General features: G+C 55.5%; 25 protein-coding genes and 2 pseudogenes. 11 read left to right on the top strand and 16 right to left on the bottom strand.

Going from position 1 to position 24242, the window contains the following annotated elements:
• Window positions 1-173: 173 nt before the first annotated feature.
• The 5 genes and pseudogenes from Q3H59_RS22755 to Q3H59_RS22735 all read right to left on the bottom strand — a co-directional run bounded on the left by Q3H59_RS22755 (window position 174) and on the right by Q3H59_RS22735 (window position 2654).
• Window positions 174-485, bottom strand: a complete 312-nt coding sequence (locus Q3H59_RS22755) for a cupin (protein WP_192413150.1) — start codon at window positions 483-485, stop codon at window positions 174-176.
• Window positions 486-627: 142 nt separating this feature from the next.
• Window positions 628-843, bottom strand: a complete 216-nt coding sequence (locus Q3H59_RS22750; RefSeq protein ID WP_110866788.1) for a YdgH/BhsA/McbA-like domain containing protein — start codon at window positions 841-843, stop codon at window positions 628-630.
• Between the two features lie 191 nt (window positions 844-1034).
• The gene (locus tag Q3H59_RS22745) at window positions 1035-1250 is read right to left on the bottom strand and encodes a YdgH/BhsA/McbA-like domain containing protein (RefSeq protein WP_007890154.1); all 216 of its coding nucleotides are present in this window, start codon (window positions 1248-1250) and stop codon (window positions 1035-1037) included.
• 154 nt (window positions 1251-1404) lie between these two features.
• Window positions 1405-1512 (bottom strand): annotated as a pseudogene (locus Q3H59_RS22740) (dihydrodipicolinate synthase family protein); the annotation flags it as partial.
• A gap of 53 nt (window positions 1513-1565) precedes the next feature.
• Window positions 1566-2654 carry a YncE family protein gene (locus Q3H59_RS22735; RefSeq protein WP_309837441.1) on the bottom strand — a complete coding sequence of 363 codons (1089 nt, stop codon included), beginning with the start codon at window positions 2652-2654 and terminating at the stop codon, window positions 1566-1568.
• Window positions 2655-3106: 452 nt separating this feature from the next.
• On the opposite strand from Q3H59_RS22735, the gene fhuE reads away from it, so the two are divergent.
• Window positions 3107-5260 carry a ferric-rhodotorulic acid/ferric-coprogen receptor FhuE gene (fhuE, locus tag Q3H59_RS22730; RefSeq protein WP_309837439.1) on the top strand — a complete coding sequence of 718 codons (2154 nt, stop codon included), beginning with the start codon at window positions 3107-3109 and terminating at the stop codon, window positions 5258-5260.
• 37 nt (window positions 5261-5297) lie between these two features.
• Here fhuE and Q3H59_RS22725 read toward each other — a convergent pair whose 3' ends face one another.
• Window positions 5298-5849 (bottom strand): C40 family peptidase, encoded by a 552-nt coding sequence (locus Q3H59_RS22725; RefSeq protein ID WP_101761687.1) that lies wholly within the window; start codon window positions 5847-5849, stop codon window positions 5298-5300.
• A 239-nt stretch (window positions 5850-6088) separates the two neighbouring features.
• Window positions 6089-7066: a 2OG-Fe(II) oxygenase family protein gene (locus Q3H59_RS22720; protein ID WP_309837437.1), complete on the bottom strand. Its 978-nt coding sequence runs from the start codon at window positions 7064-7066 to the stop codon at window positions 6089-6091.
• Window positions 7067-7111: 45 nt separating this feature from the next.
• Between Q3H59_RS22720 and Q3H59_RS22715 the strand changes: the two genes are divergently transcribed.
• From Q3H59_RS22715 to Q3H59_RS22705, 3 genes are all read left to right on the top strand, one after another.
• On the top strand, window positions 7112-7405 hold the full coding sequence (locus Q3H59_RS22715; protein ID WP_309837436.1) for a hypothetical protein: 294 nt from the start codon (window positions 7112-7114) through the stop codon (window positions 7403-7405).
• Window positions 7406-7573: 168 nt separating this feature from the next.
• Window positions 7574-8542, top strand: a complete 969-nt coding sequence (locus Q3H59_RS22710; RefSeq protein WP_309837434.1) for an ABC transporter substrate-binding protein — start codon at window positions 7574-7576, stop codon at window positions 8540-8542.
• A 7-nt stretch (window positions 8543-8549) separates the two neighbouring features.
• Entirely contained in the window at window positions 8550-9965 is a 1416-nt protein-coding gene (locus tag Q3H59_RS22705; RefSeq protein WP_309837433.1) for an amidohydrolase family protein, read from the top strand.
• 5 nt (window positions 9966-9970) lie between these two features.
• Here the strand turns inward: Q3H59_RS22705 and Q3H59_RS22700 are convergent, their stop codons facing one another.
• Entirely contained in the window at window positions 9971-11491 is a 1521-nt protein-coding gene (locus tag Q3H59_RS22700; protein WP_271460497.1) for an MDR family MFS transporter, read from the bottom strand.
• Window positions 11492-11570: 79 nt separating this feature from the next.
• On the opposite strand from Q3H59_RS22700, the gene Q3H59_RS22695 reads away from it, so the two are divergent.
• A complete protein-coding gene (locus Q3H59_RS22695) occupies window positions 11571-12236 on the top strand; it encodes a TetR/AcrR family transcriptional regulator (RefSeq protein ID WP_309837427.1) in 666 nt (221 codons plus the stop codon).
• A 56-nt stretch (window positions 12237-12292) separates the two neighbouring features.
• On the opposite strand, the gene Q3H59_RS22690 is transcribed toward Q3H59_RS22695, so the two are convergent.
• Window positions 12293-12775, bottom strand: coding sequence for a type II toxin-antitoxin system YhaV family toxin (locus tag Q3H59_RS22690; protein WP_309837425.1), 483 nt, complete (start codon window positions 12773-12775; stop codon window positions 12293-12295).
• A 17-nt stretch (window positions 12776-12792) separates the two neighbouring features.
• Window positions 12793-13131: a type II toxin-antitoxin system PrlF family antitoxin gene (locus Q3H59_RS22685; RefSeq protein ID WP_309837423.1), complete on the bottom strand. Its 339-nt coding sequence runs from the start codon at window positions 13129-13131 to the stop codon at window positions 12793-12795.
• 215 nt (window positions 13132-13346) lie between these two features.
• On the opposite strand from Q3H59_RS22685, the gene Q3H59_RS22680 reads away from it, so the two are divergent.
• The 5 genes from Q3H59_RS22680 to yahO all read left to right on the top strand — a co-directional run bounded on the left by Q3H59_RS22680 (window position 13347) and on the right by yahO (window position 16781).
• Window positions 13347-13913 (top strand): peroxiredoxin, encoded by a 567-nt coding sequence (locus tag Q3H59_RS22680; protein ID WP_101761694.1) that lies wholly within the window; start codon window positions 13347-13349, stop codon window positions 13911-13913.
• Between the two features lie 15 nt (window positions 13914-13928).
• Complete coding sequence (locus Q3H59_RS22675; protein ID WP_192413167.1) at window positions 13929-15158, top strand: protein-disulfide reductase DsbD; 1230 nt, start codon at window positions 13929-13931, stop codon at window positions 15156-15158.
• Window positions 15159-15175: 17 nt separating this feature from the next.
• Window positions 15176-15733, top strand: a complete 558-nt coding sequence (locus tag Q3H59_RS22670; RefSeq protein WP_309837421.1) for a sigma-70 family RNA polymerase sigma factor — start codon at window positions 15176-15178, stop codon at window positions 15731-15733.
• The gene (locus tag Q3H59_RS22665) at window positions 15720-16349 is read left to right on the top strand and encodes an NrsF family protein (protein ID WP_277975064.1); all 630 of its coding nucleotides are present in this window, start codon (window positions 15720-15722) and stop codon (window positions 16347-16349) included. The genes Q3H59_RS22670 and Q3H59_RS22665 overlap by 14 nt, the downstream gene beginning before the upstream one ends.
• A 162-nt stretch (window positions 16350-16511) precedes the next feature.
• A complete protein-coding gene (gene yahO, locus Q3H59_RS22660; protein WP_101761698.1) occupies window positions 16512-16781 on the top strand; it encodes a DUF1471 family periplasmic protein YahO in 270 nt (89 codons plus the stop codon).
• A 167-nt stretch (window positions 16782-16948) separates the two neighbouring features.
• On the opposite strand, the gene Q3H59_RS22655 is transcribed toward yahO, so the two are convergent.
• Entirely contained in the window at window positions 16949-18016 is a 1068-nt protein-coding gene (locus tag Q3H59_RS22655) for an SDR family oxidoreductase (protein ID WP_309837414.1), read from the bottom strand.
• 100 nt (window positions 18017-18116) lie between these two features.
• Here Q3H59_RS22655 and Q3H59_RS22650 point away from each other — a divergent pair, with 100 nt between their 5' ends.
• Window positions 18117-19019 carry a LysR family transcriptional regulator gene (locus Q3H59_RS22650; RefSeq protein ID WP_309837412.1) on the top strand — a complete coding sequence of 301 codons (903 nt, stop codon included), beginning with the start codon at window positions 18117-18119 and terminating at the stop codon, window positions 19017-19019.
• Window positions 19020-19107: 88 nt separating this feature from the next.
• Here the strand turns inward: Q3H59_RS22650 and Q3H59_RS22645 are convergent, their stop codons facing one another.
• The 5 genes and pseudogenes from Q3H59_RS22645 to Q3H59_RS22625 form a co-directional block, all read right to left on the bottom strand.
• The gene (locus tag Q3H59_RS22645; RefSeq protein ID WP_309837411.1) at window positions 19108-19758 is read right to left on the bottom strand and encodes a methionine ABC transporter permease; all 651 of its coding nucleotides are present in this window, start codon (window positions 19756-19758) and stop codon (window positions 19108-19110) included.
• Entirely contained in the window at window positions 19742-20842 is a 1101-nt protein-coding gene (locus Q3H59_RS22640; protein ID WP_309837409.1) for an ATP-binding cassette domain-containing protein, read from the bottom strand. Before Q3H59_RS22640 ends, Q3H59_RS22645 begins: the two co-directional genes overlap by 17 nt.
• A gap of 2 nt (window positions 20843-20844) precedes the next feature.
• Window positions 20845-21651 carry a MetQ/NlpA family ABC transporter substrate-binding protein gene (locus Q3H59_RS22635; protein ID WP_110866772.1) on the bottom strand — a complete coding sequence of 269 codons (807 nt, stop codon included), beginning with the start codon at window positions 21649-21651 and terminating at the stop codon, window positions 20845-20847.
• A gap of 20 nt (window positions 21652-21671) precedes the next feature.
• Window positions 21672-23033, bottom strand: a complete 1362-nt coding sequence (locus Q3H59_RS22630) for an LLM class flavin-dependent oxidoreductase (protein WP_309837406.1) — start codon at window positions 23031-23033, stop codon at window positions 21672-21674.
• Window positions 23030-24233 (bottom strand): annotated as a pseudogene (locus Q3H59_RS22625) (SfnB family sulfur acquisition oxidoreductase). The gene Q3H59_RS22630 and the pseudogene Q3H59_RS22625 overlap by 4 nt, the downstream one beginning before the upstream one ends.
• Window positions 24234-24242: the final 9 nt, after the last annotated feature.

The raw sequence follows: 24242 nt of genomic DNA, 5'->3' as shown, positions 1-24242 counted from the left end.
TAAGGTTATCCACAATCCCCGTGCGTAGAGTCGCCGTTAACCTGTGGATAAAACTCGCCTCGCACCACACCGCGCCCGATGCGCGCAGGCGGTTATTTTTCGCACGATTGTGAATCTCAAACACGCTAACACACTTGATGCGTTAGCGTGTTTGGGTGAGTCAGTATCAGGCGTTAAACCGAATCTTCTTTTTCGATCACTAATACGCGCGCTTCGCCTTGCGGGTGCGCAACATGCTCGGTGCCGATGCTGGCGTAAAAAATGTCGCCGCTATTCAGCAGCACTTTCTTCACCTCACCTGCTTCGCGGTAATGCATCTCTACCACACCATCCAGCACCGCAAACACTTCCTCGCCATCATTGATGTGCCACTTGTAAGGTTGATTGGTCCAGTGCAGACGCACGCTGGTGCCGAAGAAGTTGGCGATGTCTAACGCATCCCAGGCTTTTGCGGGAGAGAAGTTTTTGCTGACGTAGATTTTCATGCGATATCCGTGTAGGGGAGAACTGCGTTGATGATACACACAGCCCGGGCGTGCGGCGGGACATGCGCAGGCCATTTACGGACATTCAGATACAACAAAGCCGCCCGAAGGCGGCCTTAACACAACTGCTTGTGCAATTAACTTATTTGTATAACTCGGCAGTCATGTGTACGCGGTTGTTAGTGTTGGCTTCAGTAATTTTATACTGAGCGCCCTGCTCTTGCGCCTGCGCTGCGATTTTCGCTTCTGCACCATCCAGAGTAGAAGACTCAACAGATATACTCTGTGCAAAGCTAGCAGCAGACATCATTGAAAGAGCAGCAACAGCGGCGATAGACAGTGTTTTGATAGTTTTCATGGTCATAATCCTTAGTGGTTTAACGAGAAGGCTGTGTGCCTTCGATGAGAATAATAACCTAGGTTATCGTTTCAATATTAACCATTAGTGCGATCACGATAACTTACGTAACTGTACAGTTACTGCGTTATATCGACAAAAAAGGCCGCCCGTAGGCGACCTGTTCTGGCACATCCGTATGCAACCATCCGTTATTTGTAAAGTTCTGCGGTCATATGTACGACGTTGCCGTTGCTCGCTTCTAAAATTTTGTACTGCTCACCATTCTGTTTTGCCTGCGCAGCGATTTTCGCTTCAGCACCATCCAGAGTCAGCGAGGTTGCTGAAACGGTCTGTGCGAAGCTGGCAGCAGACATCAGTGAAAGAGCGGCGGCAGCGGCGATAGTCAGAGTTTTGATAGTTTTCATGGTCGTATTCCTTTGGTTGTTTGATTTGAAAGCTGTGCGCCTTCGATAGAAACAATGATAACCATTGAAACTATTATCAGATTAACTATTAGTGCGATCACAGTTAATCAACTCACTATCACTATGCCAGCTCGAGCTCGGTGATGACCTTTTTGACTTTTGCCACATCCATAAGCGCTTTAGCGGTGCGCGGAAACAGTCCGCCGCACACGGAATACCACACTTCACAACCGGCGGTTAGGCCTGCTGCGGCAAAGACATCAGAAACAAAAATGCCCTCTTACGAGGGCATGGATTATCGCTACAGGTCGGGGATTATTTCAGCGCGATGCGCGCAATCTGATCCTGGCCTTTGGTTGAGGAGTCTTTGTTGAACTCCGCTTTCAACGTGACATACAGCGTGTTGTTGTCCGGGCCAATCAGCAGGCTGTTTGGGTTGTTATCAAACGACCAGCTATTTTTCACCGCGTAAGTGGTGGCATCCAGCTGCAGCACTTTCTTCGATTCGCGCTGGCTGATGTAGATTTCATTACGCTTAGCGTTGAATTTAATCGCCAGCGCATCACCTTCAATACGCTTGATCACTTTCCCAGTGCGCTCATCAAACACCAGCGTGGCTTTGCCTTTCGAATCATCGGTTACGAACAGGCGGCCGGTAGCCGGATCTTCCGCCATGTTCAGGAACAGATAGTCTTTACCGTCGCCGGCGGTCCAGCGCTTCTCAATTTTGTGGGTGCGTGGATTGATCACCAGAATTTCGCCCGCGCCGTTGGTCGCGTAAATGCGCTCAGTCAGCGGGGAATAGATGATGCCGGTTACCCATTTGCCTGCATTCTTGATGGTGGCTTTCAGCTTGAAGGTTTTCTCATCAACCACCGAGATGTAACCCGGATCGGCTACGCGACCGACATACAGCTCGTTGCCGTGCCACAGCACTTCACGCGCGCCCGCCGGATAACCTTCTTTATCTTTCTTACCTGGGAAGACTAAACGTTCCAGCACTTTGCCGCTCTGCGCATCCACTTTAGAGATAGCGCCATCCAGCGAGTTGGTGGTGTAGAACACGTTGCCCGCTTCATCGATTGCAGTACCAAAGTTTTTCAAATCGGTATGCGTAACGCCTTTGGTTTCCAGTGTGGTTGGGTCGAGACGATAAATTACACCACCGTTAACGTCTTTAAAGCTCTGCGCGCTGGCAACGTATAACGCTTTCGCAGCAGGCGAATACGCCATTTCATACAGGCCATCGCCCAGCGTGCGCTGGGTAAAAGAAGTATCAACTGGCTTGGCAACGGCGGCTGGCGCTTCGGCTTTTTTCGCCGGAGCCTGGCAAGCGGTCAGGCTGAATGCAGCGACGATCGCTGCCGCTACGGCGGCTTTGCGCGGGCTAAATAACGATTTCATGCTCAACTCCATCAATGGATGAACGGCTCCGTTACGCGCGTACGCATACGGAAAACTCAAGAAGAATGAGAATCATACGCATTAGCATGAACTTAGCAACTTTCTCGACGATCTTCCTTACGTTGCCGTAGATCGATTCCAGCATGCCGCACACCTTTCTTTACTAAAAACGTCCAAATATCGCCTGAAAAAATAGGGTAACGTGAGCAATTAACAGGTTATTTTCACCCGTAAACCGCTGATTCATAACTTACTTACACATTATTACAATTACAGTTGCAACCTTCCGCAGATTCTTTAAAGCAAATGATTATCATTGGCTTTCTCAATAAATACGCAGTGGCGGTTTGCGTACCTGCTCTTCTGCCCATTTGGGCGAATGAGTTACGACGTAAACGATAAAAAACGAAGCAAAACAGCTTCCTATAACACGCGTTTCAACAGGAAATTTTATGTCTGGCATCAGGAAAACCTTTAACGTCTCACTGCTGGCGGTGACGATTCATGCCCTACTTACGCCAAGCCTGGCGCAGGCAGCAAGCGATTCGCAGCAGGATTTGGTGGTCGATGCATCCGCAAGAGGCGACAGCGATAACAATGAAAAGCAGGATTACGCGGTAAAAACCACGCGAGCGGGCACTAAGCTGTTGCTGACGCCACGCGATGTACCGCAGTCGATGAGCGTGGTAACGCAACAGCGCATGCAGGATCAGAACCTGCAATCGGTGAACGATGTGCTGACCAACGCCACCGGCATCTCGACCAATCTGATCGACAGCGAGCGCTCGGAATACTATTCGCGCGGCTTCAAAGTCACCAACTTCTCGTTCGATGGCATCCCGACCTCAGTTGATGACGCCTGGAACTACGGTGATGCCGCTTCTGATACCGCCATTTACGAGCGTATTGAGATCGTACGCGGCGCCACCGGATTGATGACCGGCGCGGGCAGCCCGTCAGCGTCGATCAACATGGTACGCAAACACGCCGACAGCAAAACCTTTACCGGTGCGGTCAGCGCCAGCTACGGTAGCTGGAACAAACAGCGTTATGTTGCGGATCTCTCAGCACCGCTAAACCAGGATGGCAGCCTGCGCGGACGCGTGGTAACCGGTTACAGCGATGAAGACAGCTGGCTTGATCGCTACCACAAAACCAAAAAATTCCTCTACGGCGTGATTGATGCCGACATCACTGAGCACACCACGCTGTCGCTGGGCTACAACTACGAAGATGCCAACACCGGCAATCCAACGTGGGGCGGCTTGCCGATGTTCTACAGCAACAACGCCACCACGCATTACGATCGCAGCCTCAACTCCGCCGCCAACTGGGCGCGCTACAACACTAATTCGCGCAAAATATTCGCCGACATCGATCATAACTTCGATAACGGCTGGAACATCCACGTCAACGGCACGCACGCCGAGAACACCTTCAACGATAAACTGCTGTATGTGATGGGCAGCGCCGATCAGGACAGCGGCGAAGGCACCACCGGCTATGGCAGCATGGATCGCGGTAAACGTCAGATGGATTCGTTCGACGGCTACGCCAGCGGTCCGTTTGAGCTGTTAGGTCGTCAGCATCAGTTAATGGCGGGCGTGAGCTACAGCCGCCAGCACAACGCCACTTACAGCCAGGATGGCGTTACCGATCTGGAAAACTACAACATCGCCTCAAACGATATGGGCATTTTCAATAACAGCTGGAACGGCAACATTGCCGAGCCGCAGTGGCAAGGTTGGTATCAGAATGCCGACGATATCATTCGCCAGAAATCGGCTTATACCGCCGCGCGCTTCTCGCTGGCCGATCCGCTGTCGCTGATTATTGGGGCGCGTTACACGCAGTGGAGCACCAACGGCAGCAGCGGTGATATGACGAACAATAACACCACGCCGTACGCTGGTTTGGTGTACGACATCAACGATACCTGGTCGGCGTACGGCAGCTATACCTCGATCTTCCTGCCGCAAACCGATCGTGACATCAACGGTAAATACCTGTCGCCGGTAACCGGCAAAAGCTATGAAACCGGTCTGAAGTCCGCCTGGTATGATGGTCGATTAACGGCGACGGTGGCGGTATTCCGTATTGAGCAGGACAACGTGGGTCAGGCGATTAATGGCGTCTACCTGAGCGGCAACGAACAGGCTTATGCGCCCGCCAAAGGTGCGGTCAGTAAAGGTGCGGAGTTTGAGCTGAATGGCGCGCTAACGGATAATCTGCAGCTGACGTTCGGTGCCACACGCTACGTGGCGCGGGATAAAGAGGGACGTTTCAACAGCTATCAGCCGCAGACTTCCTTTAAGCTGTTTACCCGTTATCAGCTGCCGATGTTGCCGGATCTCACGGTTGGCGGCGGCATCAACTGGCAGAACCGCGTGTTTGAAGATACCACCAATGCCAGCGGCGATAGCGTGCGTGTTTATCAGGGCAGTATTCCGCTGGCTTCGCTGTTTGCGCGCTATCAGGTGAGTAAGCAGGTGGCGGTGCAGGCGAACGTCGATAACCTGTTTGATCGCGAATATTACAGCTACATGAACAGCTACGTTTATGGCGCACCGCGCAGTGTTTCGATGAGCGTTTCGTATCAATTTTAAATAAAGGCTAAAGGTGCGCATTTATGCGCGCCTCTCATCAAACCTTGTTTTTATAATTGAAACTAATCTGCGAATTCTGTTCTTTCGGCAAGCGGCGCGCCTCTAAATAAACCGATTTCCAGTACGGATTATTTAGCGAAGAGCGCATCACGCCCTGACTCACCGACGCGTGCAGGAATTGATGATCGGTGTCATAAAAGCCGACGTGCAGCTCACGTTTAATGCGGAAGAACACTAAATCACCGGGTTGCAAATGCGCCTGATCCACCGGTTTGCCCATGGCAATTAACTCTTTGGTGGTGACGCGATCCATCGGAATATTGAAACGATCTTTCAGCGTGCGCCAGACAAATCCCGAGCAATCGACGCCGGTTAATTGTGTGCCGCCCCACTGATATTTGGTCCCTTCCCACGAATGCATTTGATCGTGCAGCGCGGCAATCACCGGGATTAAATCGGGCTGTTTGCCGTTGTCTGCCGAGGTATCAACGCTTTCCTCAGCAGGCGCATGCGAAGACTTCGAAGAACAACCTGCCAGAGTGAAAACAAACAGGCAGGCGATAACTTTGCTGGCGGCAGAATTGATCATGTGTTGGTGATTTCGCTGAGGGAGACAGTGGTCAGAGATTTATACCGTAAAAAAGTTGCAGAAATAAATAGGCGCGCAGTGAAATCTTTTATTTGTCGGTTGATTTTACCTAAGTTTACGCAACGGTAACATCTTGTATTTGAGTTAAAAATCTATTTTCCACGCTGGGCTTTTTCTGTGCAGGAGAATATTTGCGCTCCTGCACAGAACGACATCAATTTCGGCTTACAGCTGTAAGTTTAATACTTGCCGGAGAAATTGGCGCTAATACGCTGCGCCAGATAATCCTTCGCGGAAATAGGCGGGTATTTTTTCTCCGGTCCTTCAATAATCACATCTTCATTCGCCTGGCAGAAAAACGCCAGGCTGTAGCGTGCCGGCACCGATTCACCAAGCAGCGGATTGCTTACGCGATGGAAGTTCGACGGTAACTTGTCATCACTCCAGCGCATCAACATATCGCCGATATTACAGGTAATTAAGCCTTCCAGCGGCGGGATCGGCGTCCAGATTTGCTCTTCCATCTCTTTGCCCGGACACACCTGCAAACCACCCTGCCCATCACGCTGGAACAGCAAGGTCAGACAATCGAAATCGGTGTGTGCCCCGGCGCGCCACGGACCATCTGGCTCGCCGCTGATGGCAAAGTAGTGCAGCATCCGCAGCGTGCTTTGGTAGGTTTCGCGCGAAGGCTCATGCGCTTTGGCGAAGAAATCGTCGGGGAATCCCAACTTCAGGGCAAAACAGGAGAGCAAGCGCATCCCCACTTCCCAGCACTGACGCTCGAACTTCAGTACATCATGCTGAAAACCCGACAAGGTGGCCTCATCCGGCCACAAGCCTGCCATGCGCGGACGCGTCACCTGGTACGACTCTTTTTGGTCCGGTTTACCGGTAGATGGACGGATTTGCGCGCGGTATTCCCAGCCGGCATTGCGGCTGAGTGGATGACGCGCTTTGTCACTTTGCGGCAGCGAGAAAAAGCGCTCTGCGTTAGCAAAAGCCGCATTGATGTCGTCGAGTGGAATACCGTGGCCGGAAACCTGGAAAAACCCAATCTCGGTGGCGGCTTGCCACAGCTGATCGGCTATTTCGGCTTTACGTTGGTCGAAATCGGAGAGATCGATGATACGCACATCACGTGCAGCTTCTACGCCGCGCGCGCCCATACGCGATTCTTTCGCCAGTTCATGCATGTCATAAGTGGTCTTTTCCATTGGTGCACCTCGTTATTGAGCGATAACGGATGACCCGCCCGCAGCGTGGCAGTCATCCCCGCGCCTGCTGAATACCACAGGCGATCGAGCAATGACCCACCGGGTGAAACCACGGTTGACAGCTTCTACTCAGTTTCAGCCAAGCAAAGGCTGTGCCAGCACGCTGCGCCGCTTAAAATCAATACGTTAGGGAATCTGCCACATCCGGTCTGCACAATGGCGGTGCAAAACGCGCTGACTTGCCTCATCAATGAGCGGTCAATGAAGCAAAAGCCCGGCACCATCAATATCGACTATATTACTTTCAGTGGGTTGCACGAATGGCATGCGCTTTGCTAAATCCCCACTGAGTATAAGCGGTCAGCGTGACAACAGATGCACGCAGGACATTGCTCTACAGCATTAGCTGTACCTCGTCAGGGGACGATGCGCATACGCATCGTGAGCACGCCATGCGCCGCTACGCCCCTGATGACGACAACAAACTCAACGTTTATTGGGGGTTATATGACAATGTCGCGTTTCCGTTTCTCCTTATTCGCTGCTCTGCTGAGCAGCTCTGCACTGTCGCACGCCGCCGACAAACTGATATTGCAAACCACCTGGGTCGCGCAGGCTGAACAAGGCGGTTATTACCAGGCGCTCGCCACCGGCATCTATAAAAAATATGGGCTGGATGTTGAGGTGCGCTCCGGCGGGCCACAGCTGAATAACATGACGCTGCTGCTGGCGAATCGTGCTGATGTCATCGTCAGCTACGATCTGCAAGTGCTGCAGGGCATTGAGCGCAACTTTCCACTCAAAGCCATCGCCGCGCCGTTTCAGTTTGACCCGCAAGGCATTGTCACCCACGGCGATGTGAAGTCGCTGGATCAGCTGAAAGGTAAAACCGTGCTGGTTTCTGCCAGCGGACAAGCCAGCTGGTGGCCGTGGCTGAAAGGCAAATATCAGCTGCAGGATGGGCAGGCGCGCCCTTACACCTTCAACATGCAACCGTTTCTCGCCGACAAAAACACTGCGCAGCAGGCCTACGCCACCTCCGAAGTGCAGCAAATTAAAGAGGTGCAACCGGACAGCAAATTCTATCTGTTTGCCGATTATGGCTATCCGGCATACGGCGGCATTCTGGTGACGCGCGACGATTTGCTGCAAAAAGAGCCGGATGTCCTGAAGCGTTTTGTGGCGGCATCGATGGAAGGCTGGAAATCCTACCTTGCCAATCCGGCTGCCGGTAATGCGCTGATCAAAAAGGAGAACCCGCAGATGACTGACGCGGTTCTCGCCTTTGGCGTATCACAGATGAAAGCCCTGCACCTGATTGACGGCGGCGATGCCGCGCAGCAAGGTCTAGGCGTGATGACGGATAAGCGCTGGCAGGCAACGCGTGACTTTATGGTCAACGCCGGTTTACTCAAAGCGTCCACCGACTGGCAGAGCGCGTTTAGCACGCAGTTTGTCGCGGCGAAAGCGGAGTGAGGTGCTCATGAGCCAATTGCTAATTCAACACTGCGCCGCGATCCTGACCGGCGATAAACAGCAACCGCGCAGCAGCGCGCGCGATATTCGACTGCGCGATGGCCTGATTGTGGAGATGGGTGAACTCGATGCTGTCGCCGATGAAACCGTGATCGACGCCCGCGATTGCGTGGTTTATCCCGGCTGGGTTAATACGCATCATCATCTGTTTCAATCGCTGCTGAAAGGCGAACCCCAAGGTCTGAATCTAAGTCTGGGCGGCTGGCTGGCGGCGACGCCGTATCGCTTTCGTGGTGCCTTCGACGAACAGACATTTCGCATCGCCGCGCGGGTGGGTCTGGTCGAGCTGGTGCGTTCCGGCTGCACCACCATCGCTGACCATCACTATCTTTACTGGCCTGATATGCCGTTTGATGGCGCAGAAATCCTGTTCGATGAAGCCGACAAGCTAGGCGTGCGCTTCGTGCTGTGTCGCGGCGGTGCGACGCAAAGCCGTGGCTTAGAGAGCGACTTGCCCACCGCACTGCGCCCGGAAAGCTTTGACAGCATGATGACCGATGTTGATCGTCTGGTGGCGCGCTATCACCAACCGCAGGATAGCGCGATGCGCCGCATCGTGATGGCACCGACCACCACGCTGCACTCCACCACGCCGCAGGAGCTGCGCGAGAGCGCGCGCCTGGCGCGTCAGCTCGATATTCGCCTGCACAGCCATCTGTCGGAAACCGTTGATTATCTTGATGCCGCACGCGCGAAGTTCGGTATGACGCCGCTGCAGTTTTGCGCCGAACACGACTGGATTGGCGATGACGTGTGGTTTGCGCATCTGGTGAAACTGCTGCCGGAAGAGATCGCCATGCTGGGCGCGGCGGGCAGCGGTATCGCGCACTGCCCGCAAAGTAACGCGCGCCTCGGCAGCGGCATTGCCGATTTGGTGGCAATGGAACACGCAGGCGTGAAGATCTCGATTGGCGTTGATGGCGCGGCCTCAAATGAAGCGGCGGATATGCAAAGCGAAGCCCACGCCGCCTGGCAGCTCCAGCGCGCACGCAAAGGCATGCTGGCGCAGCCGCGTTATGCCGGTGGAACCTTTGAAGGCGGTGGCGACGCCGCCCGCATTGAAGATGTGGTGCGCTGGGGCACATCCGGTGGCGCGCAGGTTTTGGGCTTAAACACCGGCCGCCTTGCACCTGGCATGGCCGCCGATATGGCCATCTATCGGCTCGACGATCCGCGCTATTTTGGTTTGCACGATCCCGCCATTGGCCCGGTGGCCAGCGGCGGACGCGCCAGTTTAAAGGCGCTGATTTGTGCCGGAAAACTGCTGGTGCAGGATGATGTGATTGCCGGAGTGGATTTGGCGGAACTGGGCCGCGACGCTGCACAAGCGGTAAAAACCTTGCAACAACGCGCGGCGGTTTAACCGCGTTACGCCGCTGCGTCTTTCTTGCGCAGCGGTGATTCTGGCAGAAACAGCGACAGCACAAAGGCCAGCAGCATCACACCCGCCGCCATTTGAAAGGCTGAATGCACCGCATCGCCAAACACCTGCAAATAGGCTTGCTGCACATCATGCGGCAAACGGTGCACCGCATCAGGATCGAGCGTACGCGGCAATGCTTTGCCCTGCTCCACCAGCGTGGTCAAACCCGATTTCAGCACCTGGCTAAACACCGCGCCAAACAGCGCCACGCCAATCGAACCGCCAACCGAGCGGAACAACGTGACCGACGAGGTAGCGACACCGATGCGATCGGGCGTTACGGTGTTCTGTACCGCCAGCACCAGCACCTGCATCACCATGCCCATTCCCATCCCCAACACGCAGGCAAACAGGTAGATATGCCACAGCGGCGCATCAATGGTCAGCGTGGTCAGCAGCGCCATGCCGATAGTCGCCAGCAAGGTACCGCCAATCGGGAACAGGCGATATTTGCCGGTACGGCTAATAATGCGTCCGCTGACGATGGAAGTGATCAGCAATCCGCCCATCAGCGGCAGCAGCTGTAAACCGGCTTCGGTCGGCGTCGAGCCCTTCACCACCTGCAGATAGAGCGGTAAAAACGTCACGCTGCCAAACAGCGACATGCCAACGATAAACGCCATCAAACTGGCGAGCGAGAAGCTGCGATTGCGGAACAGTGACAGCGGAATAATCGGTTCCCAGGCGCGGCGCTCCTCATAAATAAAACCGAGCACACCAATTACACCAAACGCCAGAATGCACCACAGCAGCGGATCGGACCATTCACGTAACGTGCCGCCTTCGCTGGTAAACAGCGTGATACCCACCAGCGCCAGGCTGAGAAACACCGCGCCAGGATAGTCAATCTCATGCGGCTTGCGTTTGTTGTCGGTCTTAAACACCGCGTTGATGATCACCAGCGCAAACAAACCTAGCGGCAAATTGATGTAGAAAATCCAGCGCCATGAAGCGTGCTGTACGATAAAACCGCCCAGTAGCGGCCCAATCACCGTTGCCAGACCGAAAACGCCGCCAAACAGGCCCTGATATTTACCGCGCTCTTGCGGGGGAATCACATCGGCGACCGCCGCCATGCTCACCACCATCAAACCACCGCCGCCTAAGCCTTGCAGCGCACGAGTGAAAATCAGCTGCTCCATATTTTGCGCCAGACCGCACAGCGCCGAGCCGATCAGGAATAGAATCACCGAGATCTGCAGCACCGATTTGCGACCAAACAGGTCGCCGAATTTGCCGTATAGCGGCACCACAATCGTCGAAGCCAGCATATAAGCGGTGACGATCCACGACAGGCGATCGAGCCCACCCAGTTCGCCGACGATAGTCGGCAACGCGGTGGAGACGATGGTTTGATCCAGCGCCGCCAGCAGCATCACCAGTAATAAAGCGCTCATCAGTAAGCGAACAGAAGGAGGATTCTCCTGCCCGCTGCCCGACTGCGGCGCGAGTGTTTGGGGTTTCATAACAGACACCAATTGAAATTAATTAAATACACAATTAATATTGCCCGCAGTCTGGCATGAATTAAGTGAGCGAGTAAAGATGACCGCACGAAAAGTCCCTGCTGACGATATGGTCAACGCAGTCAAACCCCGCCGTCCCGGCCGTCCGCGCGGCGGCGCGATCAACGTGCAGCAGCGCGAATATCTGCTCGACATCACCTTAGCGCTGTATGCCGAAAACGGCATCGGCGAAACCTCGCTCAACGCGATTGCGCGCAAAGCGGGCGTGAGTCCAGCGATGCTGAATTACTATTTTCAGTCGCGCGAATCGCTGCTGGATATTGTGGTTGAGGAGCGTTTTTTGCCGTTACGCCAGCGCCTGGTGGCGCACTTTATAGATGACCCGCGCGATCCCGTCACCACGTTCAGCGCCTTTATCCGTGAAGTCGCGGACATCGTCACCACACACAACTGGTTCGCGCCGCTGTGGATGCAGGAAGTGATGCAAGGTGAAGGCGGTTTAGGTCAGCACATTAAAAAGCGCTTTGGTCACGGTGAACGTGATGAAGTGAAAAAACTGATTGAAGGCTGGCAGCAGCAAGGATTACTCAACCCCCATCTGGAGCCACAACTGCTGATCACTTCGATTCTCAGCCTGGTGCTGGTGCCCTTTACCCGCTTTGCCAGCGATCCCGCTTACTCGCGTGAAATCATTGTCCAGCACACTTTGAGTCTGTTTTGTCAGGGGATCCAACCTACAGTGTAGAGTCGCCATTCATGGCGACCTGGAGTTAAGCAAATTTATTTCCTTAAAGGGATAAATTATGAGAATGGTGCCTGGAAAAGAAAACCCGATTCGCCTGTCGATTCACGCAGTAGCTGTTCCCAATCACTCGGTGGATGTCCGGCATCCAACATCCTCTTAAATGTTTTGTACGCATCAGTCTTACTTTCGTAAGCGCGTAATATGCCAAAATCATTCACCCAGCCAAGAATGATGGTTTTACTCTGTTCGCTACAGCGGAAAAACAATCGAAACTGCTGCAAAAATTTCGCGCGAAACCAATATCGATTTTCATCCCCTAAAGTTCCCCCTTGTCGAAACTGAGGATTCAGCGGATCTCGCGCAATAACTTCTGTAACGACCTTATAAATTGCTGCCGGCAATTTCGTCTGTTTCTTTTTATGGTATTCATGCGGTTTTTCAACTCTAAGCTGCAACACTTCCTGCGCTAAAGACGTTACCTGAGCACTAAAACAAGCGTGGAAATAAAATTTCCATCCGTTGATTTCCATGTAATCCACACCCTTTCTCCCGCAGTTTAGTCATCCGTGAGCGGAGCATCTAAATCAACATCAATTCCAGCGACCAAATTTTCCAGACCTGACCACAATTCGACAGGAACTGAGTGAATATGCTGGGGATTACTCACCATATCTCGTTCGAGAAAAGTCAGAAAATGCAGTACAGCGGGATCATCCTGCTCATCATTTTGCTTAGAAATGATGACTTTACCGCCCGATAACAGGGAATATTCGATAATTTCACCCGGTTTAAGCTGTAGAGCATCGCGAATTGCCGCTGGAATAGTTGTTTGACTCCGTTCTGTCAGCCTCGACTCTGCACGGAGTGATACATCCACTAGATCAAATTTAAACACTTCTTCCTCCTCAGCCGCTCACAAAGCAACATCGCTTATAAAGCCGCCTATCCGCCAAGATGACCCACAGTAATGCATTTGCATTGTGCAATGCAAATGCATTACTGCACCTTTTTAAATTATTATTCCCAGCACCGAAACTTTCCTCCCTGCCCCAGCGAACTGAAATAGTGAGACATACAAATCGGAACTCCCATACATCGCAGGAGCAGAAAATGAAACGCATCAAATCCCTCGTTTGTACCCTGACCATGACAGCAGCGCTGGGTCTTTCCGCCTTTAACGCCGGTGCCGCATTGCCGGTGGGCGCGAAAGCGCCGAACTTCGAACTGCAGGGCGCCTTGGCCGGTAAGCCGTTGACCTTCTCTCTGCAGAAAGCGTTACAGAAAGGCCCGGTCGTGCTCTATTTCTTCCCGGCGGCGTTTAGCGCGGGCTGTACCATTGAAGCGCACGATTTTGCTGAAGCCACAGACAGCTTCAGCAAAATGGGTGCCACGGTAATTGGCGTGACCGCGGGCAATACCGATCAGGTCAGCGATTTCTCTAAACTCGAGTGCCGCGATAAATTCACCGTCGCCGCCGATCCGGGTGCAAAAGTGGCGGCGCAGTATCAAACCACCATGCAGATGAAAGGCAAAACCCTGTCTGATCGCACCTCTTACGTGATCGCGCCCGATGGCGATATTCTGCTGAGTTACACTGACAGAAACCCGGACACACATATCGAGAAAGCGCTTGCCGCCGTTAAGCAGTACGACGCTTCTCACCCGCAAACTCATTAAGTAAAGAGGCCAGCGATGTTAACCGCCATGCTGGCCGCCTTCATCGGCGGCATCATTCTGAACTTAATGCCCTGCGTGTTTCCGGTGATCTCGCTGAAAGCGCTCGGCCTGTTGCGCCATACCGATAACGCCGCCAGCGCGCGTCGCGAAGGCTTGGGCTTTTTACTCGGCGTTGTGGTGACCATGATGGCGCTGGCGGGCATCCTGCTGGCGGCACGCGCCGGTGGTGCGGCGGTCGGCTGGGGTTTCCAGCTGCAATCGCCGTTGGTGATCGCCTTGCTGTCGCTGGTGATCCTCGCCGCCGCGCTCAATTTGCTCGGCGTGTTTGAAGTGGGCTTATCCGTGCAGCGCGTCGGCTCGGTTGATGTTGGTCGCGGTGCCTTTACGCGTTCGGCGTTGACCGGTGCGCTGGCAATCGTCGTCGCCACGCCGTGCGCCGCACCCTTTATGGCGAGCGCCATTGGTTATGCGTTGGTGCAGCCGCCTGCCGTCGCCTTAGTGATCTTCTTTGCGCTGGCCATCGGCTTCGCCGCACCGTTCACGCTAGTTTCACTGTTCCCGGCGCTGGCGAAATTTCTGCCGCGTCCCGGTGCATGGATGGATGTATTGAAACGCGGTCTGGCGTTCCCGATGTTTGGCGCGTATGCCTGGCTGGTGTGGGTGCTGGCGCAGCAAGCGGGAAGCGCGGCGCTGGCCACCTTGCTGGCCGCTTCCGTGGTGGTAGCCTTCGCCGGCTGGTTGTACGGCATGGCGCAACATCGCCACTTTGCCGGTAAAAGTCACAAGGTGCTGTTTGCCGTTACGGCGCTGCTGATTATCGCGGTGATCGCCCCGCTGCCAACGCTGATCAAACCCGGTGCAGGCCTGGCGGGCGATCAGTTGACGGCGGAAGTGACCAAAGCCAAATGGACGCCGCAGGCGGTTGAAGCGCAGCGCGGTCACGGGAAAGCGATCTTTGTCGATTTCACCGCATCCTGGTGCATCACCTGTCAGGTGAACGAGAAAACCTCGCTCTCAACCCAGGCGGTGAAAGAGGCCATCGCCAAAACCGGCACGCTGTACATGGTGGCAGATTCCACTAAATTTAACCCGGACGTGGATGACACCATGAGTGAGTTTGGTCAGGGCGGATTACCGATGTATCTGGTCTATCCTGCCGACGGCGGACCGCCCAAAGTGCTGCCGCAGGTGCTGACACCGAGTATTGTGGTGAACGCACTCAACCAGGCGAGCAAGAAGGCGTAAGAACAACAAGGCGGATTATGCAAACAAGCGATAGCGCGCGTGAAGGTTGGCCCACGCTAATGGAACAGGCGCAGGCGGGCGATCAGCTCGCCTATACCCGACTGCTGAAAGCGCTGGTGCCGGTGATTCGTTCGCAAACACGCAAACAGATCGCCGATGATGCACTGGTAGAAGATGTGATTCAGGATGTGCTGCTAACGGTGCATCGGGTGCGTCACACCTATGATCCTGCCTACCCTTTTTTACCCTGGCTGATGGCGATTATCTCGGCGCGCGCGATTGATGCGCTGCGGCGACGTGGCCGCCATCAGCAGTGGGAAGTTAACAACGCTATCGTGCCGGAAGCCGCCAGTGCGCCAGACGCACCGCAGCAGGACTCGCAGGAAGAGCTGGCCGGATATCTGCGCCAGCTCCCTTCGCGTCAGCGCGAAATTGTCGAACATGTGCATCTGCGCGAAATGAGCCTGACGGAAGCGGCCGCGCATAACAATCTGAGTGTGGCCGCGGTGAAATCGCTGCTGCATCGCGCGCTGACCAATCTGCGCCGCTTTGGAGCCAATCATGACCGATCATGACCTGTTAATTGAAAAACTCGGGCGCGAGATGCGACCGGTTAAACCGCCGCGCTCCACTAGCTGGCGCGTTATCACCTGGCTACTGCTGGCATTGCCATGCGGCATTGCCGCCAGCTTCCTGGTGCAGCGCAGTGTCACAGACTGGGCGCAGCCGGGCGCACTGCAGGCCATCCTGCAGCTGGTGCTGGCCTTTGTACTCGGCACGCTGGCAATCCGCAGCGCCTTCAACATGAGCATCGCCGGACGCCGCAGTATCAGCTGGAAAGCGCTGCTGCCGATTGGCCTGCTGTGGCTCGGCATGAGCATCAGCCAGATTCCCGGTGAAGTGCCAATCGAACATGACAATGACAGCGCGCGCTGCTTTACCTTTCTGCTGGTGGTCAGCACACCGATGATGGTGCTGATGATCGCCAGCCTACGCCGCACCCGCGCATTGCATCCGGTGCGCAGCCTGGCAATGGCCGGTTTGGGCGTCTCCTGCATGGCGGTCACGCTGCTGGCATTTTGCCATCCGGTGCATCTGCATCCGCTGGATTTTGTCATGCATCTGGCGGCGATAGCGACCATTGTGGCGATGACGGTGCTGGTGGGGAAACGTTGGGTGACATTGAAGTGAGTCGAGTGAAAGAGTGCAATGGTTAAGTTAATTCGTTGGTGTGATATTTCCGCGAAAAAGATTAAAAAGCGGCTCACTCACATTGTAAATACGCTATTTCTAAACTATAGAATAATAGCAATATAATTACATTCTCATCAATTACCTCATCCAAGGATACGTATGAAAAAGTTAATTTTCGTATTATTAGCAAGCTCGGTATCTTTCAGCTCACTCGCCGCAGACCTGATGAGCAAAGTTGAGTTTGAAAAGGTAAAAGATCAATATGTAGAGGTAGGGAACATTTCCACCTCAGGTGAAACGGATCCCGCCAGCGCCAGAGAGGAACTGTCTAAATTGGCTGAAGAAAAAGGCGGCGATATCTTTGTCGTAACCTCCGCGAATACCAATAACAAAATACATGGTACCGCCATCGTTTATAAGAAAAAGTAAGTTTCCATTTTGCCTCAGTATAAGCTTAAAAACCTGGCTTATGCTGGGGCATTATTTTCAATAAATTAAATTGCCGATCAGGTTGCCTGACAATAAAGCGGATATTGAGTCGCTATATTTTAATGATGCAAAAGCGGCTCCTAGGAGCCGCCCTTTTCAATCAAAATTTACTGCGGAATCACTTTCTCCGCTTTCAGTCGATCAAATAACTGTGTAAATGAATCCAGCGTTGAACGATAACCTGTGAAGCCCGCTTTGCGGCTCTTGCTCATGTCGGTAAACGCTTCCATTGGGCGTCCCAAATCCGCGTCGGTATGCCACCATGATGCCAGTTTAGTGATGTCCGCTTCACGCAATTGATAACGTGCCGCCACCTCGCGCCACGTTTCAGCCGCATCCTGCATGCGTCCTTCCAGTGGCATCATCTGCGCCGGATACTCCGCCGCTTCCACGCCAAAGTAAGCCGCCAGACGTGGCCACAACCAGTTCCAGCGGAACACATCGCCGTTCACCGCGTTGAAATCCTGATTGGCCGCTTCTGCCGCAGTTGCGGCCCACAGCAGCTGTTCTGCCAGCAAACCCGCGTCGGTCACGTCGGACACACCGTTCCACTGCTCTGGCGAACCCGGGAAGATAAACGGCAAACCTTGCTCGCGGCACAGCGTGGCATACACCGCCAGCGTCTGGCCCATATTCATCGCGTTACCCAGCGCAAAGCCCACAATCGAGTGCGGACGATGTACGCTCCAGCGATAGCCATATTTGTCCGCACCGGCAAACACCTCGTCTTCCTGCGCGTAATAGAAGTTATCGACCGGCTGGCGTCCCTGCTCTTCGCGGAATGGCGTCACCGGCACAGCGCCTTTACCGTAGGCTTCGAACGGGCCGAGGTAATGCTTCAGGCCGGTCACCAGCGCCACATGCGATCCCTTCAGACGCTCGCCCAGCGCTTCAATAACGTTACGCACCATGCCGCCATTGACGCGGATATTCTCTTTCTCATTTTCCTGGCGCGACCAGACGCTAAAGAACAGCGCATCCGGCTGCTCTTCTGCCAGTGCAGCACGCACCGCATCAGCATCCGTCAGATCAGCGGTCAGGCTGCGGCAACCTTCCGGCACTGCGCCACGTCCGCGCGATAAACCGCTGACCTGCCAACCTTCGCGCTGCAATTTTTCCGCCAGCGCACGTCCAATCACACCGCTGATGCCTACAATCAATGCCTGCTTTTGCATTTCAATTCTCCTCAGTTTCAGTAATGATGAGTTTAATAGAGAATTTAATTCCCATCTCTGGCATTAATTCACAGCATTCACAACCTGAGTTCACGAATCCATGCACGATCAGCGCCTGAAAGATATCGTTCCGTTTGTTGCCAGCGTCGAGAGCGGCAGCTTTGCCGCCGCCGCTGAGCGCCTGCATCTCACCGGTTCAGCGGTAAGCAAAAGCGTGACGCGGCTGGAAACCCGCCTTGGTTCGCGGCTGCTGGAGCGCACCACCCGCAGCCTGAAACTCACCGACGCCGGTAACGCCTACTACCAAACCTGTTTGCGCATTATGGAGGAGCTGGCAGAGGCCGAAGCGGTGCTAGCGGCGCAGCGCACCATTCCTTCCGGGCGCTTGCGTTTAGCGGTGCCGAACACCTATGGACGCCTCGGTGTGATGCCGCTGCTGATACCGTTTTGCCGCCAGCATCCGGATGTGGAGCTTAATCTGACTTTTTCGGATCGCTTTATCGATCTGTTTGATGAAGGGATTGATGTTGCAGTGCGCATTGGTGGATCGCCGGATCTACCCGCCTCGCTTGGCTGTCGTCAGATGGGCCGCGAACGCATGGTGTTTTGCGCATCACCCGATTATCTGGCGCGCGTTGGGCGGCCCTCCAGTGAAGCCGAATTGTTGCAGCATCAGGCGATCATGTATGAACGCGTCGATGGCAGCACCAAACCGTGGCTGTTTACTACGGAAGATGGCTATCCGCACTGGCGCAACCTGCCGCACCGCATGGCGCTGGGTGATGTGGATGCGCAGATGCAGGCGCTGTGTGCCGGATTAGGCGTAGCGCAGATGCCATCGTGGCTGGTGCGTGAACCGCTGGCGCGCGGCGAGCTGGAGATCATTCTGCCCGAGCAGCAGCCGGACGGCCTGGCCTTGACGCTGATTTGGCCGCGCCGCAAGCAGCTGCTACCTAAAGTGGATGCGCTACTGGCGGCGTTAGAAGAATTACAGATCAGATAGAAACATAAGGTCAAAAGCGCGCGATGAATCGCGCCGCTACCAACCTGTACATACCGTAGCGGCGCAATTTATTGCGCTTTTCTTAATATCAACGGTGATTCAACCGGCGCGACAACCTGTCGCCAAAAAACTGCAGGACCGTCACCAGCGCCACCAGCACCACAATCACCGTCAGCATCACCTGCATATCAAAGCGTTGATAACCATAACGATACGCCAAATCGCCCAAGCCGCCCGCACCAATCGCGCCGGCCATCGCCGAGGCGTTAATCATCGTCACCAGCGTAATGGTAAAGCCGCTCACAATGCCGGGCCACGCTTCGGGCAATAAGACATGCCAGATAATATGCCAGCGATGAAAACCCATCGCCTGCGCCGCTTCGGTCAGCCCTTTATCCACTTCGCGCAGGCTCACTTCGGCGATACGCGCAAAGAACGGCGTCGCCGCCAGCGTCAGCGGCACCACCGCCGCCCACACGCCGTAGGTGGTGCCGACGATCCAGCGGGTAAAGGGAATCAGCGCCACCATCAGAATCAAAAACGGGATCGAGCGGAACAGGTTCACCACCCAGCCCAGCACGCGATTCAGCAGCGGGCTGGGAAACAGATCGCCGCGTCCGGTTACCACCAGAATCACCGCCATCGGCAAACCCAGCGCCAGCGCCAGCAGCGACGACACGCCCACCATCAGCAGCGTATCCAGCAGCCCAACCCATAAACGATCAATAGCCAGTGACATAACCCGGTATCTCCAGTTGATCCGCAATCGGGGTTAAACGCGTCCGCGCGGCGTCAGCGTCATGCTGCGCATCAAGCAGCAGCAACATTTGCCCGGTGGGTTTGCTGTCCACCCACTCCACCGCGCTATACATTAACGTCAGTTCCCCGCCAACCCGTGCGCTTAGCGCCGCCAAATCCGGCTGTGCGCCCTGTCCGGTGTAGCGCAACCGCACCAGCAGACGCGAATCGCCACGCTCGCGCGTCGGCGTCAGCAGCGGTTGAATCACTTCCGGCAGCGCGCTGAACTGCGGATTGAGCAGCTGTCGCGTGGTCTCTTGCTGCGGATTGCTATACACCTGCCACACCGGCCCACGCTCAATGATTTCGCCCTGATCGATTACCGCCACCTGATGACAGAGATCGTGCACCACGTCCATTTCATGGGTAATCAGCACAATGGTGATGTGACGCTGTTGATTGATCTTCTTCAGCAGCGCCAGAATCGAGCGCGTGGTTTCCGGATCGAGTCCCGAGGTGGCTTCATCACACAGCAGCAATTCGGGATCGTGCACCAGCGCGCGCGCAATGCCAACACGCTGCTTCTGCCCGCCGGACAATTGCGCTGGCCACGCGTGCTGGCGCTGCTCAAGGCCCACCAGCGCCAGCAGTTCATCCACTTTGCGCCGCCGCTCCGCCGCAGGCACGCCCGCCACTTTCATCGGCAGCTCGATGTTTTCGCGCACCGTTTTCGCCGACAGCAAATTGAAGTGCTGGAAAATCATGCCGGTACCGCGTCGCCAATCCACCAGCTGACGATCGCTCAGCGTGCTTAGGTCAATCCCGTCAATCACCACCTGACCGCGAGTAGGCTTTTCCAGCCGATTAAGGCAGCGGATCAGCGTCGATTTACCGGCCCCGCTACGGCCAATGATGCCGAAAATCTCGCCGCGCTTAACCTGCAGATCGACCTCTTTCAGCGCATCCTGAGTTTGGCCGGGATAGCGTTTACTCAAGCCACGAATCTGCACGTGGATTTTCCCTGCCGTCTCGGCCGTCGGTGACAGCAACGCATCGCGCTCGCCGGGTAGCGTCACGCTCACCATGCTTACTGGCTCCAGCCCGGCTGATACAGCTTGCCGTAAAAGTCATCCAGCTTGGCGCGCACCACCGGCGAATGCTGGTAGATATCAACGAACTTCGCCAGGCGCGGATCGTTCTGATGACCGTCGCGGATCACGAACTGAATTACGTATTCCGGATGTTCCAGGCCATCGAACAGCAGCGCGTTGTTCGGATCGATGGTCTTCGACAGGCGCAGATAGTGCGGATAACCCTGCGCTAAATCGACTTCATCCAGCGAACGCGACAGCTGCACCGCTTCCACTTCGATAATCTTCAGATGCTTAGGATTACTGACAATGTCATCCACGGTAGATTTGAGGCCCGCGCCCGGTTTTAAGCTAATCAGCCTGGCTTTTTGCAGCAGCAGCAGGCCGCGCGCGCCGTTGATCGGATCGTTGGCAATCGCCACCGTGCCGCCATCGGGGATCTGGTCAATCGCGGTATGTTTTTTCGAATAGAGGCCGATGTTGTTAATGATCGCCGGCGCGTACGGCACCAGATGGAATCCGCCCTGCTGATTGGCGTTTTCCAGGAACGGTTTGTGCTGGAACAGGTTTACATCGATATCGCCGTTTTCCACGCTGACGTTCGGCGCGGTCCAGTCGGTGAACTCCACCAGCTCAACGTTCAAACCCTGTTTTTTCGCCTCAGCCACCGCGGTTTCCAGCGGCGGCGCAAAGGCTGCTGTAGTACCGACTTTCAGCGGCCCGCTGTAGTTTTCGGCGGCGACGGCGCTAAACGCCAGCAGTGCGACGCTGGCAGCCAGCGCAAAATGACGTGCAATGTTCATATCAGATCCCTGAGGTTAAATTAACGAAGGTTAACGCCGTCGCGCCAGCGCGCCGCCGGATGGCGATCGGGCAAGCGGTCCTGCTGTTGAAAAATTTTCTGCCGCAATGAACCGGGCTGATACGCGGTCTTGAAGCGGCCGCGCTGCTGTAATTCCGGCACCACCAGATCGATAAAATCGCGGTAGCTCTGCGGATTAAGGATGCGCGTCAGGTTAAAGCCATCGATATCGCCTTCATCGATCCACTTAATCAGCGCATCCGCGACCTGGCTCGGATTGCCAACGATCAACGGATAGCGGCTGCCCATCGCGTGCTGCTCCAGCAAACGACGCCGCGTCCAGCCGCTGAAGGCTTTGCTCACCGATTCTATGGCGCGCGTGTCGCCGGTCTGAATCGGCTCATCGAGTTCGAATGCCGCCAGATCGAGGCCAATCGAACTGGAGAAGTGCGCGATGCCGGCTTCCGGGCTGGCGTAGGCGAGGTAGCTTTGATGCTTCTCCTGCGCTTCACGTTCGGTAGGCGCGACAATCACGCTAACGCCCATAAAGATGCGCAGATCGTCAGGATGGCGTACGGCCTGCACCGCCGCCTGGCGCAAGCGCGTCGATTGCTCGCGCATCGCTGCCGGTGATGCGGCATTCACAAAGCTGCACTCGGCGTGACGTCCGGCGAACTGCACGCCGCGCGCCGAGGAACCGGCCTGAAACAGCAGCGGCGTGCGCTGCGGCGACGGGCTGCTCAGGTGATAACCCTGCACCTGATAGAACTCGCCCTGATGATTGATTTGGCGGATTTTATTGGCATCGGCGTAGCGACGATTGGCTTTATCCTGCACCAGCGCATCATCCTGCCAGCTGCCTTCCCACAGCTTGTAGGTGACATCGAGAAACTCATCGGCCTGATCGTAGCGGCGATCGTGCGCCAGCAGCTGTTGCTGGCCCATGGCACGCGCGGCGCTATCGAGATAACCGGTGACGATGTTCCAGCCGAGGCGCCCTTTGGTCAGATGATCGAGCGTAGAAAGGCGGCGCGCGAACGGATATGGCGCTTCATAACTCAGGTTGGCGGTGACGCCAAAACCCAGATGCTGCGTTACGCTGGCCATGCCGGAAATCAGCATCAGCGGATCGTTCACCGGCAGCTGAATCGACTCTTTGGCGGTCAGGCCAATGCCTTGCTGATAGACGTCATACACGCCGAGAATATCGGCGATAAACAGCCCATCAAACAGCCCGCGCTCCAGCAAGCGCGCCAGATCCAGCCAGTAATCCAGTGAGTTGAAATCCACCGAACGATCCTGTGGATGCGTCCACATACCGTGATGAATGTGCCCAACGCAGTTCATATTGAAGGCGTTGAGCAGAATCTGTTTTTGACTCATATCGTCCCCCGACGCGGCGGCCAACACGCCATTCAGCAGGTAGTTGCCGATGGCCGGATATTTCCAGCGCACCGGATCGTGCAAGGTGTGGGTGCGAGCATTACGCCAGTGACGGTCGAAGTTGTGCTCACGCAGGCTGGAACGCGATCCGCCGAGTTCAAACAGCAGATTGCTGGCCTCCAGCGACACCTCCGTGGTCCAGGCGCGGGCTTTGGCGACGTCTACCGACGCCAGCGCCACGTTTTCGGCGCTGGGATCGCGCTGCGCCACGTCAACCGCATCACCCGCAATCGCCAGCAAAGCATCGCCGGCGCCTAAACGTGCGGCCAGACGACCGGTGCGATCAAGCGTCAGCGGATCGTCGCTCGCACGGTCGACGCCGCTGTCCTGCCACGGCCGCGCGCGCTGACGCAGGAAATCGAGCATGTCGTCAAACGCCGCCCGCGCGATGCCCTGATCGATAGCCGCATGCATAATCTGCGCAAAGGGCCCAACGGTGCTCGGACGCTCAAAAGCCGTCTGGAACGGCACCACATCTTCCGGCGCAATGGCTACGTCGCGGAACTGCACGCTGCCGCTGCCGGTGGTGCGCTGACCGAAGCCGCTCCAGTCATCAATCACGTTGACGCCATGCTGATGACGCGGCACAAACACCAGCTGCTCTTTGCCATCATCGGCAATCGCCAGCGTCGGAATGCGATCGGCATACAGCGCGCCGGTGCAGTAAAACTTATTGCCGTTGAGGCGCAATCCTTCCGCCTGCTGCGAAACTGCCGTAGAACGCTGATGCGCGGCGGGCGAAGTGAATTCCGCCAGCGCGTTGCCGTGATGCACGCCTGCCACCACTTCAGCATAGAGCCGCTGTTTCTGCGCCTCGCTGCCGTTGATGCGCAGCACTTCCAGCGCGTAAAAATGGTTCTGCGGCACCTGACCAATCGAACCGTCGGCGGCGCTCAAAAGCACGAAAATCTCTGCCAGTTCGGCGGTAGAAATCTCAATGCCGCCAAAGTCACGCGGTACGGTGATGGCACCGAGCCCGGATTGAAACAGCTGCTGTAATTCGGTGTGCGGCAGTTCACGTTCGCGGTCGCGCTGGGCAGAACCGGCACGAAAACATTCCGCCAGCTCCTGCGCGACCTGCAACGCCTGCTGGGCATTCTCAATGCGCGTCGCGCGCTGTTTAGGCGATACCTGCGTCATGGTTGCTCC

The organism is Pantoea sp. SORGH_AS_0659, assembly GCF_031453915.1.
Classification (GTDB): domain Bacteria; phylum Pseudomonadota; class Gammaproteobacteria; order Enterobacterales; family Enterobacteriaceae; genus Pantoea; species Pantoea leporis.
The sequence above is the reverse complement of the archived record's forward strand: the minus strand, read 5'-3'. Positions and strand labels throughout refer to the sequence as shown.